The organism is Desulfococcus sp. (genome assembly GCF_050178255.1).
Lineage (GTDB): Bacteria > Desulfobacterota > Desulfobacteria > Desulfobacterales > Desulfococcaceae > Desulfococcus > Desulfococcus multivorans.
In genome coordinates this window covers 1-12,567 of record NZ_JBFXGG010000088.1, presented here as the reverse complement: position 1 = coordinate 12,567, position 12,567 = coordinate 1, and the positions used below count along the sequence as shown (strand labels likewise).

The following is a 12,567-nucleotide window of genomic DNA, read 5'->3' as shown; positions in this document are numbered from 1 at the left end:
CAGGCCGTGCCCCAGCTCGTGCCAGAGAGTTTCCAGATCGATCCATCCCCCCTGGGGGCGCATCAGGATGTGTATTGCATCGGGAATATCGACGAAAACGGAGAGCGCCTGGGCGCTCTGTTTATCCGTCCGCATGTCGAGGTGAAGCCCCGGGAGATCCTCCAGACGGAACCCCCATCGGGAGAAGAATTCGAGGGTGTCTTCAAGGGCGGTGGAGGGATACCCCCCGTCAAACTCCGCCAGGCTGAGGAGGTTGATGCTGTCGAAACGGGTCAGATCCGCCATGGGACGGTGGAAACGGTCTTCGCACCAGCGCGCCATCCGGTCGAAATAGAGGGCGTCGGTCTGGTGAAGGAAGTCCCGCATAACCGGATACCAGCGGCCGTAATCCATGTCGTGTTTGCGGCTGCAGTAGTCGACGTATCCGTCGAAGCCCAGATCGTCCCGGATCGCCGAAAGCAGGAGCTCCCAGTGATTCAGAACAAAGGGCTTGAGAAATTTGCAGAGGGCGCCGGTCTCCTTCTGGAGGATCTGGCGTTTTTCGTAGGAATGGTCGGCCTGGCACCAGGGAATCACCTCATGAAACCCGATTTTTTCACCGTCCACCTCCGCTTTTGCCCCCCGCATCCAGGTCCGCATCTCCAGCTCGTGGGGCAGGAGGAGCCGCTGGAGATAATGGTCCATGAGCGCGTGCCTCAGGCATCGGCGCCGCTCCGGATCCCCAACGCCGTCCAGCCCGGCAAGGGTCTCGAGGCTCAGCAGGGCGTCATATCCGTCATAGATGGCGTACGGCGGTGTTTCGGGCGTCTCCCCTTTCCAGAGAGAGAGAACGTGGGCGCTCCATCGCCGGTTGAGGTCGTGAAGGGCGCGCTCGATCGCTGCCGGGGCGTCCGAAGCCCGTATCGATCGGTCATTCATGGGCGGCTCCGGGATACCAGAGATAGTGGAAGCCCGTCTCGAAACGTCCCCAGTCCGCAGCTTCCGGGGCCCCTGTCGGAAAAATGGAGAAGCTGCGTCCGCCGCCCCACAAAGCGGCGCCGGCGCCGTAAACAGTGTCGTCGGCGATCTCGCTCCGGCGGTAGACCACGACCCGGGCGTCGGAAGGCAGGCCGGCAAGTGTTCTGGCCCGTGCGAGCGCATCGTCCAGGTAGCCGATCTCATCGATCATCCCCAGGGCGAGGGCCTCTTCCGCCAGAAAGATTCGGGCCGTGGCGATGGTTTCCAAAGCCGCGTCTGTTATGGGCCGGTGCCGCCGCACCAGGGCCAGAAAGCGATGGCCCAGATGATCGATCAGCCCTTCCATGATGCGGCGCTCTTCATCGGTGGGCTTCCGGAACAGGGTCCCCATATCCTTGTTCCTGCCGGTCTTGTAGACATCCAGGTCCAGCCCGATCTTGTCCATGAACCCGGTGATCTCCGGCTGAAGGAAAACAACCCCCACCGATCCGGTCACCGTTGTGGGATGGGCCAGGATGTGATCGGCGGGAAGCGAGATGTAGTAGGCCCCCGAGGCGGCCACGTTCATCATGGCGACAACGACCCCGGCGCCGGTCCGTTCCTTGAACCGCTGAATTTCATGGTAGAGAAGGTCTCCCGCGGTCACGGCGCCTCCCGGGGAATCGATCTTGAGCACCACGGCGCGGATCCGGTCGTCCTTTTCCGCTTTCCGGAGCCGGGCCGCCGTCTCCGCCACGACGCTCGGGCGGGTCCCGACCCATCCCCGCCGGGGGACGTCCGAAAGAACCCCCCGGATGGGGATCACCAGCACCTTCTGCCGGCCTGTCCCCTCGAGGGTGTATTCGCAAAGCGGATCTTCTCCATGGGACAAGAGGCGGATTCTGGGGGAACACCCGAGGCCCGTCGTCATCCACAGGGCGAGCAGCAGGACCGCCCGCCATCCCCGCCCCCGGCGCAATGCATGATACCGTTCCATCCGGCAGAGAAGCCGATCGCGCAGACGGGCCCGCTTCAGGATGTACGGCGCCATCTCCACCTGAGCGACGATTCTTTTGTTCATGACGGCTGTCCTTTGGCTGATCATGTGGGTGGGGGTATCCGTCGTCCGCTCCCGTCGTCGATATCCGTCCGCCGGATGAAACGCCGCCGGCTTGTGGGCGGCGCCGTCAGTGCTGCAGGCGCCTGGACGCTCCACTGAAATACGCTTTGAATTTTATTCAAAATAACGATATTGTGAAGATTCGTCAAGCCTATGGCAGCGGTGCCGCCGCACGCCCGAACCATTTGCCGAAACCTTTTCCGGAGCCGCCGCATGAACCCTGTAACATGGCATTTCCCTTACCCGTCCCGTCGGATGCCGGTCATGGCCGAGAGTGTCGTGGCCACGTCCCAGCCCCTGGCGGCGCAGGCCGGTCTTTGCATGCTGCTTGCCGGCGGCAATGCGGTGGATGCCGCCATCGCCGCTGCTGCGGCGCTCACGGTGGTGGAGCCCACCAGCAACGGCCTGGGCGGCGATGCCTTCGCCCTGGTCTGGGACACGCACGACCTTCACGGCCTCAACGGATCCGGCCGTTCCCCCGCCGCCTGGACCCCGGACCGATTCAACAGCCTCCGGGAAATGCCCGCCGTCGGGTGGGATACGGTCACGGTACCCGGCGCCGTGGATCTCTGGGTCCGCCTGTGGGAACGGTTCGGCAGACTCCCCTTCGAAAACCTCCTGGCTCCCGCCGTCCGGTATGCCCGGGAGGGGTTTCCGGTATCCCCCGTCACGGCCGCGGCCTGGGCCGCCGCCGCGCCGACATACGCCCATCTGCCGGGGTTCGTCCGCATCTTTCTGCCCGGCGGCAGGCCCCCCGAACCGGGGCAATGGTTCACCTGCCCCGAGATGGCCGAAACCCTCATCCGCATCGGCCGGAGCCGGGGAAAGGACTTTTACCGGGGGACGTTGGCCGAGAAGATCGCCGCCTGCGCCGCGGCCGACGGCGGCGCCCTGACGCTGTCGGATCTCTCGGCCCACCAGGCCGAGTGGACGACGCCGCTTCACATGGACTACCACGGCATCCGGCTCCACGAGATGCCCCCCAACGGCCAGGGCATGGCGGCCCTGATGGCGCTGGGCATCCTGGCACACCACGAGCTGAGGGAATATCCGCCGGACTCGGCCGACAGCCTCCACCTTCAGATCGAAGCCATGAAGCTCGCCTTCGGGACGGCCCACGCCCACGTCGGCGATCCCGACGGCATGACGGTCGCCCCCAGAGACCTTCTCGACCCCGCCTTCCTTGGAAAGCTCGCCGCCCGGATCCAGCGTCGCCGGGCACAGGATTCGAGCCCCGCGCCGTCGCCGGACCGCGGCACCGTCTATCTTGCCGCCGCCGATCGGACGGGCATGATGGTCTCCTTCATCCAGTCCAACTACGCCGGATTCGGCTCGGGCATCGTGGTGCCCGGAACCGGCATCAGCCTCCACAACCGCGGGCGCGGCTTTTGCCTCACCCCGGGCCACCCCAACCGGGTCGCCGGCGGAAAGCGCCCCTACCATACCATCATCCCGGGGTTCGTCACCCGAAACGGCGCCCCCGTCATGAGCTTCGGCGTCATGGGCGCCCACATGCAGCCCCAGGGTCATGTCCAGATGATCGTTCGGATCTTCGACTACGGACAGAACCCCCAGACCGCCTCGGACGCGCCGCGCTGGCAAGTCCTCGAGGACGGCACCCTGGCCCTTGAAAAGGGCATCTCCCCCGGGACGGCGGCCGACCTCGAGGCCCGGGGCCACCGCATCACCGGCGGTCTGCCCCCCTTCGGCTTCGGGGGCGCCCAACTGATCCTCCGCCTCGAAAAGGGCTACTGCGCCGCGTCGGACCACCGCAAGGACGGATGCGCCGTCGGCTTCTGACGCGGCGGAGCCGCGACCGGCGCCCCATGGGTGTCGGGAAAAGAAATTCCCCCGTCGGGTTTGACCGAAGACCCCATGGGTATTACCATAACCGTAAAACCGGTTGAAACCGATATGTCGAACCTTACCCACAGGAAAGAAACCATGACCGAACTCAGCAGAGAACAGACCATCCAGCTGATCAGCACCATCGTCGCCAAGCACGGGTGCGAAATCCTGGAGATGGATGTCGACAACCACATCCTCGACATCGACGGTCCGGCGGAAGCCCGGGAAAACTGCGCCCGGGAACTGGAACTCTTTTTGGACTGACGGACAACGATCATGCACATCAGAAAAGCGACCATCGAGGACATCACGGCCATTCACGGCCTGCTTCATCGGCACAGCCACGAGGGGGATCTGATCCCCCGGCCCCTCAGCAAGCTCTATGACCATCTCCGGGATTTCGCCGTCGCCGTGGACGAGACCGAAGGCCGGGTCGTGGGCTGCTGCGCCCTGCAGTTCTGCTGGGAGGATCTGGGTGAAATCCGCTCCCTGGTGGTGGAGCCGTCCCACCGGAATCAGGGCGTGGCCGCCGCCCTGGTGGAAAGCTGCATGGCCGAAGCCCGTGACTTCGGCATGACCCGCCTCTTCTCCCTCACCTTCAAGGCCGATTTTTTCGGCAAATTCGGCTTCGTGGAGATCCCACGATCCGAGCTGCCCATCAAAATATGGGCGGATTGCATGCTCTGCATCAAATTCCCGGACTGCGAGGGCATCGCCATGATGAAAACCTTATGACGAAAATGTCCGCCGCCCTGACGGCGCTGATCGCCCGCGTCCGCCGATGGGGCGCCGCCGACGCCGCAGTGGTGCCGGCCGCCGTCGTCGTCGTGGATGACGATCTGGCCCGGTGCTGCTGGGCGCCCCGGTGCGAGAACTACGGCCGATCGGCCGGCTGTCCGCCCCATGTCTCAGGGCCTTCGGGGTTTCGCCGACTCCTGAAAGACTACCGCCTGGCCCTGGCGGTCCGAATCGATGTTCCCGCGTCAGCCCTGCTCTCTTCCGAGCGCGACGCGGTCATGGCGATGCTCCACGACATCGTCGCCGATGTCGAACGTACGGCGGTGGAAATCGGATTCCCCGGGGCACGTGCCTTTGCCGGGGGCGCATGCAAAAGGATCTTCTGCGGCGCCCACACCGAATGCCGTGTCCTGTCGGGAAAAGGGACCTGCCGAAACCCCGACCGGGCCCGTCCCTCCATGTCCGGATTCGGAATCGATGTCTCCCGGCTGATGCAGGCCGCCGGATGGCCCGGGGATTATCTCGGCTCCCCGAAGGCAACCGAAGACGGCATGTCATGGATTGCCGGACTGGTGCTGATCGTCTGACCGGGAAGCGACAATCCGAAAACCGGAAGCACCCGCCGCCGGCCCCTGGTGAAACCGTTCAGGCATCGCCGGCCAGGACCCGTCGGAAGGCCGACAGGGCCGCCTCGATATCCCCGGCCGACACCTGGTAGTGGGTGACCGCCCGGATCCGCCGGGGTCCGGCCGCCAGGAGGGCGACTCCCGAAGCCTTCATCCGCCGGGCCAAAGCCTGAGCGTCCATGTCCGGCCGGGTGACGTCGAAATAGACGATGTTGGTCCGCACCCCGGCCGGGTCCACCGCCACCCCTGCAATCTCCGCCAGGCCTTCGGCCAGTTTCCGGGCATTGGCATGATCCTCCGGGAGGCGGTCGACCATCTCCGTCAAGGCCACGATGCCCGCCGCCGCGATCACCCCCGCCTGCCGCATGCCGCCGCCCAGGACCTTCCGATTGCGCCGGGCCTCGGCGATGAACTCCCGGCTGCCGCAAAGGAGCGACCCCACGGGGGCGGCCAACCCCTTGCTGAGGCAGAAGGAGATGGAATCCGCCGGCGCCGCCAATTCCCGAACGGAGACGCCCAGCGCCGCAGCGGCATTGAAAATTCTCGCGCCGTCCACATGGAGCTTCAATCCGTGCGCCGCGGCCAGTCGGCCCACCGCAGCCACATAGGCCGGGGTCAGGGGCGCGCCGCCGCACCGATTATGAGTGTTTTCCAGGAGAATCAGGCGGGTCCTGGGAAAATGGAGGTCATCGGGCCGGATCGCCGCGGTCGTCGCCTCGAGGTCCAGGGTCCCGTCGGGCTGGTTGGGGATCGTCCGGGGATGAATCCCGCCCAGGGCGGCGGCGCCCCCCTGTTCATAGTAAAAGACATGGGACTGGTCTCCCAGGATCGTTTCGCACCCCCGGCCGCAGTGGGTCAGCTGGGCCACCAGATTCCCCATGGTGCCGCTGGGCACCAGAAGCGCCGCCGCCTTTCCCGTGCACTCGGCCGCCATGGCCTCGAGGCGGTTGACCGTGGGATCCTCTCCGAAAACATCGTCCCCCACCGGGGCTTCTGCCATGGCCCGCCGCATGGCGGGGGTGGGTCGGGTAAGGGTGTCGGACCTCAATTCGATGACCTGCATTGGGACTCCTCTCTATCGGTTAAGAACCATTTCATGGGGATGCGCTCTTCAAACTCGCTCGTGCCGTCATCTCATTATCGTGACACCGGGGATCGGGTCAAGCCGGATATGACGCGACCGAACGCCCGGACGAAATCGCCACGGCACCACAAACCCTCCGCGATCCGCGTCGCGTGGATCCTCGCCGCTGCGGCATAAGGCAACTGACTCAACTTTCGATTTCATAGGGCGGTGCCGGGAGGATACGGCCCGCGCCCCGCTTTCCGGTCACCATCATGAAAGTCGAAGTAACTAACTATCATTCCTTGATATTCGCAATAACGGATCCCGAACGCATTTTCGAACCGCCTGAAGATCTTCTTTAGACAGATGCACAAATCTTGACACGACAATCGCTTTTTCCTATGATTCCAAATGGCGATGTCGACCCTGTTGCGGGGGGCTTTCCCCCCGGTCATTCATGCACATGGAGGTTTCAATGCACCCTTACCGCCCCCGCACCCCCTATTGGATCCTGCCGTGGACGGTGCTGCTGTTCCTGCCCCTGGTGTGGACGGGGTGCGCGTCCGCCGTCGCCGGACGCTTCGCCGACAGCCTCTCGGCGGCCATCCTCGACGCCAACGACCTGGAAACGGTGGAGACCGGCGGACCCGCCTATCTGCTCATGATCGACGGTTTTCTCCGGGAGGACCCCCATGACGAATCTCTTCTCCTTTCGGCCGCCAACCTTTACGCCGCCTATGCCGGCCTCTACGTAACGGATCCGGCCAGGAAGCGAAAGCTGACGGACAAGGCTCTCGATTACGCTCTCACGGCCTTCTGCATCCGGAACCGGAAAGGGTGCGATCTTCGGAAGGCGTCTTTCGAGGATTTCCGGAAGACCGTCGCTGCCGCCAAGACGGCCGACGTCCCGGTCATCTATACCCTCGGGGCGACGTGGGCCGCATGGATCGAGGCCCACCGGGACGACTGGGACGCCGTGGCCGAAATCTCCCGCGTCGATGCCCTGATGACCCGGGTGATCGCCCTCGACGAGGGGTATCGGGACGGCGGAGCCCATCAGTATCTGGCTATTCTGGCAACCCTGCTGCCGCCGGCTTTGGGGGGGCGGCCGGAAATCGGCCGGCACCACTTCGAGCGGGCCGTCGCCCTCAGCGAGGGCAAAAATCTGATGGTCAAGGTAACCTACGCCCGGCGGTATGCCCGGCTGGTTTTCGACAGAGGGCTCCACGACCGCCTCCTGACCGAAGTGATCGAAGCGGACCCCGAGGTGGCGGGGCACACCCTCGTGAACACCATGGCCCAGAAGGAGGCCCGTCTCCTCCTGGACAACGCCGACGACTACTTTTAGGCGAAGCGCGGCCCATCGGCACCCGAATTAGAATCGACAAGGAGATTCCCATGGCATTGTATCACAGGCTTTGTTTGGCATTGGCGCTTGCCGTCATCCTGACCGGTCCGACGGCCCAGGCCGCCCGCCTCAAATTGGCCACGCTGTCGCCGGACGGCTCCGCCTGGATGGAACGCATGCGGGAAGGCGCGGCCGAGGTGGCGGCGAAAACCGGAGGGCGGGTCCAACTCAAATACTATCCCGGCGGCGTCATGGGCAACGACGACGCCGTACTCCGGAAAATGCGGATCGGCCAACTGCAGGGCGGCACGGTGATGGCGGGAAGTCTTTCGGAGATCTATCCGGACATCGAGATCTACAGTCTCCCCATGAAGTTCCGGTCTCTTCCGGAGGTGGACCACGTCCGGAAGACCATGGATCCCCTCCTTCTCGACGCCCTGTCACAGAAAGGGCTGATCGCCTTCGGCATCGCCGAGGGGGGATTCGCCTACATCCTGTCCCAAAAACCCATCCGGAATCTCGCCGATCTTCGTCAGCGGAAGATGTGGATCCCCGACGACGACCCGAATGTCCTCGAGGGGGTGAAGGCCTTTGAACTCAAGCCGATCCCCCTTGCCGTCTCCGACGTCCTCGCCGGCCTCCAGACCGGGCTCATCGATACGGTCACCACTTCCCCCATCGGCGCCGTGGCGCTCCAGTGGCACACCCGGGTCAACTATCTCCTGGACGTGCCGTTCATGTATATCTACGCGCTGCTGGTGGCGGACCAGAAAGCCTTCCTGCGGCTGCCCTCCGAAGACCAGACCGTGGTCCGGGAGGTTTTGACGCGCATGTTCGCGGATATCGACCGGCGCAACCGGGAGGACAACATCAAGGCCATGACGGCCTTGCGGCACCAGGGAATCGAATTCATCACTCCCTCCCCCGAAGCCCTTGCGGAGTTGCGAAACCATTCCGACAAGGTGCCTCGGCGCCTGGTGGCGGCAGGTCGATTCTCCCCCCGCCTCGTGGAGGTCCTTGACAATCATCTGAACGCCTTCCGGCGACGGTAGATCGGCGCCGTGCCCAGGACAACACCCCCCCGCGGCCGGATCGCGACTATCCTGGATATGATCCGCCGCCTGGAGGACGCCCTCCTGGTGGGCCTGCTGCTTGCCATGATCGTCACGGCGACGTTTCAGATCGTCTTGAGAAACCTTTTGGGCGTCAGCATCGTGTGGGGGGACATCATGGTGCGGGTCATGGTCCTCTGGATCGGTCTCCTGGGGGCCATGATCGCCGCTCGAAAAGGGGAGCACATCCGCATCGACCTCCTGGGCCGCCTGATGCCGGGTCGATTTCAGACCTTCGTCGACGGCGCCGTGCAGCTGGCAACCGCCCTTCTCTGCGCCGCGGCGGCCGTGTCCGCCTTCCGGTTCGTCCGCTCCGAGGCCGTCTTCGGCCAGACGGCCTTCGCCCGTGTGCCGGCCTGGGCCTGCGAAGCGATCATCCCGACGGCGTTTTTCGTGATCGCTATCCGCTACCTGGCCCTGTCGATTCAAAATCTCGGGGGCGGAACACCGGCGAAGCACCCCTGAGCCGGATATCGCGATGTCGCTCTATCTTCTCATTCCCGGCCTTCTGCTTCTGACGCTTTCAGGCGCCCCGATTTTCGCCGTCATCCTCGCTACGGCCATGGTCGGATTCCACTACCTCGAGGTCGACCTCTCAGTCATCGCCATCGAGCTCTACCGTATCGCCGAAACACCGGTGCTGGTGGCGCTGCCCCTCTTCACCTTCGCCGGATATCTGCTGGGGGAAAGTAAGACCTCCCGGCGCCTGGTCCGGCTGACCCGCGCCTTCATCGGGTGGATGCCGGGTGGACCGGCCGTCGTCGCCTTCACGGCCTGCGCCCTTTTCACCGCCTTCACCGGGGCATCCGGGGTCACCATCGTGGCCCTGGGAGGGCTCCTCCTGCCCGCCCTCGGCGAAACCGGTTACAGCGAAAAATTCAGCCTCGGCCTGGTCACCGCCTCCGGCAGCCTGGGGCTGCTGCTGCCGCCTTCCCTGCCGTTGATTCTCTACGGCATCGTGGCCCAGCAGCTGGACGTCGGCCGGACGGTCACCTTCGAAGACCTGTTTCTGGCGGGAATCCCGCCGGCGATTCTGATGGTGCTCCTCCTGTCCCTCTACAGCCTGTGGGCGAACCGACACTCCCCGACGCCCCTCACCCGCTTCTCCGGTCGGGAGGCGTGGGCGGCCCTGAAGGAGGCCGCATGGGAGGTTCCGCTGCCGCTGTTCATACTGGGGGGCATCTATTCCGGCTACTTTGCCGTATCCGAGGCCGCAGCGGTGACGGCCCTCTACGTGCTGGTGGTGGAGGTCCTCGTCTACCGGGAGATTTCCTTTTCAGCCCTGCCGGGCATCATGCGGGAATCCATGGTGATGGTCGGCGGCATTCTCCTGATCCTGGGGGTTTCCCTCGCCTTCACCAATTTCCTCATCGACGCGGAGGTCCCGGACCGCCTCTTCCAGGCGATCCAGGCCCGGGTGACCGACCCGATGATTTTTCTCATCCTCCTCAACATCCTGCTTCTCGTACTCGGCATGCTCCTCGATATCTTTTCGGCCGTTATCATCATGGTGCCCCTGATCCTGCCGGTGGCCGTGAGCTACGGGATCGATCCGGTCCACCTGGGAATCGTCTTTCTGGCCAACATGCAGATCGGCTATTTCACCCCGCCCGTCGGCATGAACCTCTTCATCGCCGGCTACCGGTTCAAGAAACCGGTGATCGAGCTCTACCGAGCCGCTCTCCCCTTCATGGCGGTCCTCCTCGCCGCCGTGGTGATCATCACCTATTTTCCCCGCCTGAGCCTGCTCTTCATCCGGCCATAGCCCCGAAATCCATCCCGGCGAAAAAAGACTTGCCATGGGATTCCTTTTCGATCTATGAATATGACCACATGGTCATTTCAACCGGCCCATGCGCCGATCACGCCCCGACCGCGGGCGCTTCAAGGAGAATCCATGGAAATGTCGTTCTGCGATCCAGCCCTCGCCCCTATTCTCGACAAGATCGAGGCCGGCCGACGCCTCGATGTCGAGGACGGCATGGCCCTCTATGCCAGTCCCGACCTCGTCGGGGTGGGGCGGCTGGCCGACCGGGTCCGTCAAAGTCGCCACGGCTCCCGGGCCTACTATGTCTACAACCAGCACATCAACTACACCAACGTCTGCCGCAACCGATGCCGCTTCTGCGCCTTTGCCCGGGACGCGGGGGAGCAGGGCGCCTATACCTACACGGCGGCTGAGGTGCGGGAGCGGCTGCTCTCCCGCATCGACGAACCCATCCGGGAGGTACACATCGTGGGCGGCGTCAACCCGGCCCTGCCCTTCGACTACTACCTCGATCTGCTCACCACCGTTCGGGAGATCCGTCCCCATGCCGTAATCAAGGCCTTCACCGCCGTGGAGATCGACCACCTTGCCGGGATCTCCGGCCTCGGCATGGCAGGTACCCTGGCGGCGCTCGAGGATGCCGGCCTCGGCATGGTCCCCGGCGGCGGCGCGGAGGTCCTCAACCACCGGGTCTGGTCGGCCCTCTTTCCCCGAAAAATCGACGGCGAACGGTGGCTCGAGGTCATGGCGGACATCCACCGGGCGGGGTTGAGCGCCAACGCCACCCTGCTTTACGGACACATCGAAACCATCGAGGAGCGGGTCCGGCATCTGGTCCGCCTGCGGGAGCTTCAGGATCGGACAGGCGGGTTCTCGGCCTTCATCCCCCTCGCCTTCCACGCCGAAAATACCCGGCTCAGCCATCTGCCCGCCACCACCGGGTTCGACGACCTCAAGACCGTGGCCGTGGCCCGGCTCATGCTCGACAATATCGACCACATCAAGGCCTACTGGGTCATGGTCGGCGAAAAACTGGCCCAGGTGGCCCTCTCCTTCGGCGCCGACGACCTGGACGGCACCATCGTGGAGGAGAAGATCACCCACATGGCCGGCGCCGCCTCCCCCAAGGGTCTGGCCCGGGAGGAGATGGAACGGCTCATCACCGGCGCCGGCTTCACCCCGGTGGAGCGGGATTCCTTTTATCGGCCGGTGGCCGCCGAGGTTGGAGGCGCCCCATGACGGCGCTCCATCGGGTCCTCGAAAAAGCCGAGGCCGGAACGCGCCTCGACCCGGAGGACGCCCGCCTTCTCCTCGAAGAGGCCGATCTGCTGACCCTGGGCCGCCTGGCCCACCGTTCGCGGCTTTTCCACCATCCCGAGCCGCTGGTCACTTTCGTCATCGACCGCAACATCAACTACACCAATATCTGCGTCTCGGGCTGCCGGTTCTGCGCCTTCTTCAGGCCCCCCGGCCACGCCGAGGGCTATGTCGTCTCCCGGGAGGCGCTGCGGGAAAAAATCCGGGAGACCCTCGATCTGGGCGGCACCCAGATCCTGTTGCAGGGCGGTATGCACCCGGACCTCGGGATCGACTATTACCGGGACCTGCTCGAATTTATCCACCGGGAGTTCGACATTCACGTCCACGGATTCTCCCCGCCGGAGATCGCCTTCATCGCGAAGAGGGCCGGTCTTACCCTGGCGGAAACCCTGAAAACCCTCATGGATGCCGGCCTGGGCTCCATTCCCGGCGGCGGTGCCGAGATTCTCGTGGACGAGATCCGGGCCCGGGTATCCCCTCACAAGTGCTCGGCGGGGGAATGGCTCGCGGTGATGGAGACCGCCCATGGGCTGGGGCTGCGAACCACGGCGACCATGATGTTCGGGCATGTGGAGCGTCCCCGGGACATCGTCCGCCATCTTGACGAGATCCGGCGGCTCCAGGACCGGACAGGCGGCTTCACGGCCTTCATCCCCTGGACCTTCCAGCCCGCCAACACCGCCAT

Annotated in this window: 12 protein-coding genes and 1 pseudogene; 10 read left to right on the top strand and 3 right to left on the bottom strand. The window is 64.6% G+C overall.

All coding sequences use genetic code 11. The annotated features are described in order from the left end of the window. Nucleotides 1-918 (bottom strand): annotated as a pseudogene (locus AB7S84_RS13410) (hypothetical protein); the annotation flags it as partial. Then, nucleotides 911-2,152, bottom strand: a complete 1,242-nt coding sequence (gene sppA / locus AB7S84_RS13405; RefSeq protein ID WP_428155002.1) for a signal peptide peptidase SppA — start codon at nt 2,150-2,152, stop codon at nt 911-913. The pseudogene AB7S84_RS13410 and the gene sppA, both read right to left, overlap by 8 nt. Nucleotides 2,153-2,269: 117 nt before the next feature. Between sppA and AB7S84_RS13400 the strand changes: the two genes are divergently transcribed. The 4 genes from AB7S84_RS13400 (at nt 2,270) to AB7S84_RS13385 (ending at nt 5,229) form a co-directional block, all read left to right on the top strand. After that, nucleotides 2,270-3,856, top strand: a complete 1,587-nt coding sequence (locus tag AB7S84_RS13400) for a gamma-glutamyltransferase family protein (RefSeq protein WP_428155000.1) — start codon at nt 2,270-2,272, stop codon at nt 3,854-3,856. Between the two features lie 144 nt (nt 3,857-4,000). Next, on the top strand, nt 4,001-4,168 hold the full coding sequence (locus AB7S84_RS13395; RefSeq protein WP_020877753.1) for a hypothetical protein: 168 nt from the start codon (nt 4,001-4,003) through the stop codon (nt 4,166-4,168). A 12-nt stretch (nt 4,169-4,180) separates the two neighbouring features. Beyond that, the gene (locus tag AB7S84_RS13390) at nt 4,181-4,639 is read left to right on the top strand and encodes an N-acetyltransferase (RefSeq protein ID WP_020877754.1); all 459 of its coding nucleotides are present in this window, start codon (nt 4,181-4,183) and stop codon (nt 4,637-4,639) included. After that, the gene (locus AB7S84_RS13385; RefSeq protein ID WP_020877755.1) at nt 4,636-5,229 is read left to right on the top strand and encodes a DUF2284 domain-containing protein; all 594 of its coding nucleotides are present in this window, start codon (nt 4,636-4,638) and stop codon (nt 5,227-5,229) included. The genes AB7S84_RS13390 and AB7S84_RS13385 overlap by 4 nt, the downstream gene beginning before the upstream one ends. A 58-nt stretch (nt 5,230-5,287) precedes the next feature. On the opposite strand, the gene ltaE is transcribed toward AB7S84_RS13385, so the two are convergent. Beyond that, a complete protein-coding gene (gene ltaE, locus AB7S84_RS13380; RefSeq protein WP_428154997.1) occupies nt 5,288-6,331 on the bottom strand; it encodes a low-specificity L-threonine aldolase in 1,044 nt (347 codons plus the stop codon). Nucleotides 6,332-6,809: 478 nt separating this feature from the next. Here ltaE and AB7S84_RS13375 point away from each other — a divergent pair, with 478 nt between their 5' ends. The 6 genes from AB7S84_RS13375 to AB7S84_RS13350 all read left to right on the top strand — a co-directional run. Beyond that, nucleotides 6,810-7,682, top strand: a complete 873-nt coding sequence (locus AB7S84_RS13375; protein WP_020877757.1) for a TRAP transporter TatT component family protein — start codon at nt 6,810-6,812, stop codon at nt 7,680-7,682. 50 nt (nt 7,683-7,732) lie between these two features. After that, nucleotides 7,733-8,734 carry a TRAP transporter substrate-binding protein DctP gene (dctP, locus tag AB7S84_RS13370; RefSeq protein ID WP_020877758.1) on the top strand — a complete coding sequence of 334 codons (1,002 nt, stop codon included), beginning with the start codon at nt 7,733-7,735 and terminating at the stop codon, nt 8,732-8,734. 9 nt (nt 8,735-8,743) lie between these two features. Further along, complete coding sequence (locus tag AB7S84_RS13365; protein WP_428154992.1) at nt 8,744-9,259, top strand: TRAP transporter small permease; 516 nt, start codon at nt 8,744-8,746, stop codon at nt 9,257-9,259. Between the two features lie 13 nt (nt 9,260-9,272). Further along, on the top strand, nt 9,273-10,559 hold the full coding sequence (locus tag AB7S84_RS13360) for a TRAP transporter large permease (RefSeq protein WP_020877760.1): 1,287 nt from the start codon (nt 9,273-9,275) through the stop codon (nt 10,557-10,559). Between the two features lie 132 nt (nt 10,560-10,691). Continuing rightward, entirely contained in the window at nt 10,692-11,801 is a 1,110-nt protein-coding gene (gene mqnE / locus AB7S84_RS13355) for an aminofutalosine synthase MqnE (protein ID WP_428154989.1), read from the top strand. Then, the coding region (locus AB7S84_RS13350; RefSeq protein WP_428154987.1) for a CofH family radical SAM protein at nt 11,798-12,567 on the top strand (770 nt) is incomplete at its 3' end. The genes mqnE and AB7S84_RS13350, both read left to right, overlap by 4 nt.

Coding starts and splice junctions, on each gene's coding strand:
- AB7S84_RS13400 (WP_428155000.1), top strand. CDS start 2,270: ATGAACCCTGTAACATGGCATTTCCCTTACCCGTCCCGTCGGATGCCG.
- AB7S84_RS13395 (WP_020877753.1), top strand. CDS start 4,001: ATGACCGAACTCAGCAGAGAACAGACCATCCAGCTGATCAGCACCATC.
- AB7S84_RS13390 (WP_020877754.1), top strand. CDS start 4,181: ATGCACATCAGAAAAGCGACCATCGAGGACATCACGGCCATTCACGGC.
- AB7S84_RS13385 (WP_020877755.1), top strand. CDS start 4,636: ATGACGAAAATGTCCGCCGCCCTGACGGCGCTGATCGCCCGCGTCCGC.
- ltaE (WP_428154997.1), bottom strand. CDS start 6,331: ATGCAGGTCATCGAATTGAGGTCCGACACCCTTACCCGACCCACCCCC.
- AB7S84_RS13375 (WP_020877757.1), top strand. CDS start 6,810: ATGCACCCTTACCGCCCCCGCACCCCCTATTGGATCCTGCCGTGGACG.
- dctP (WP_020877758.1), top strand. CDS start 7,733: ATGGCATTGTATCACAGGCTTTGTTTGGCATTGGCGCTTGCCGTCATC.
- AB7S84_RS13360 (WP_020877760.1), top strand. CDS start 9,273: ATGTCGCTCTATCTTCTCATTCCCGGCCTTCTGCTTCTGACGCTTTCA.
- mqnE (WP_428154989.1), top strand. CDS start 10,692: ATGGAAATGTCGTTCTGCGATCCAGCCCTCGCCCCTATTCTCGACAAG.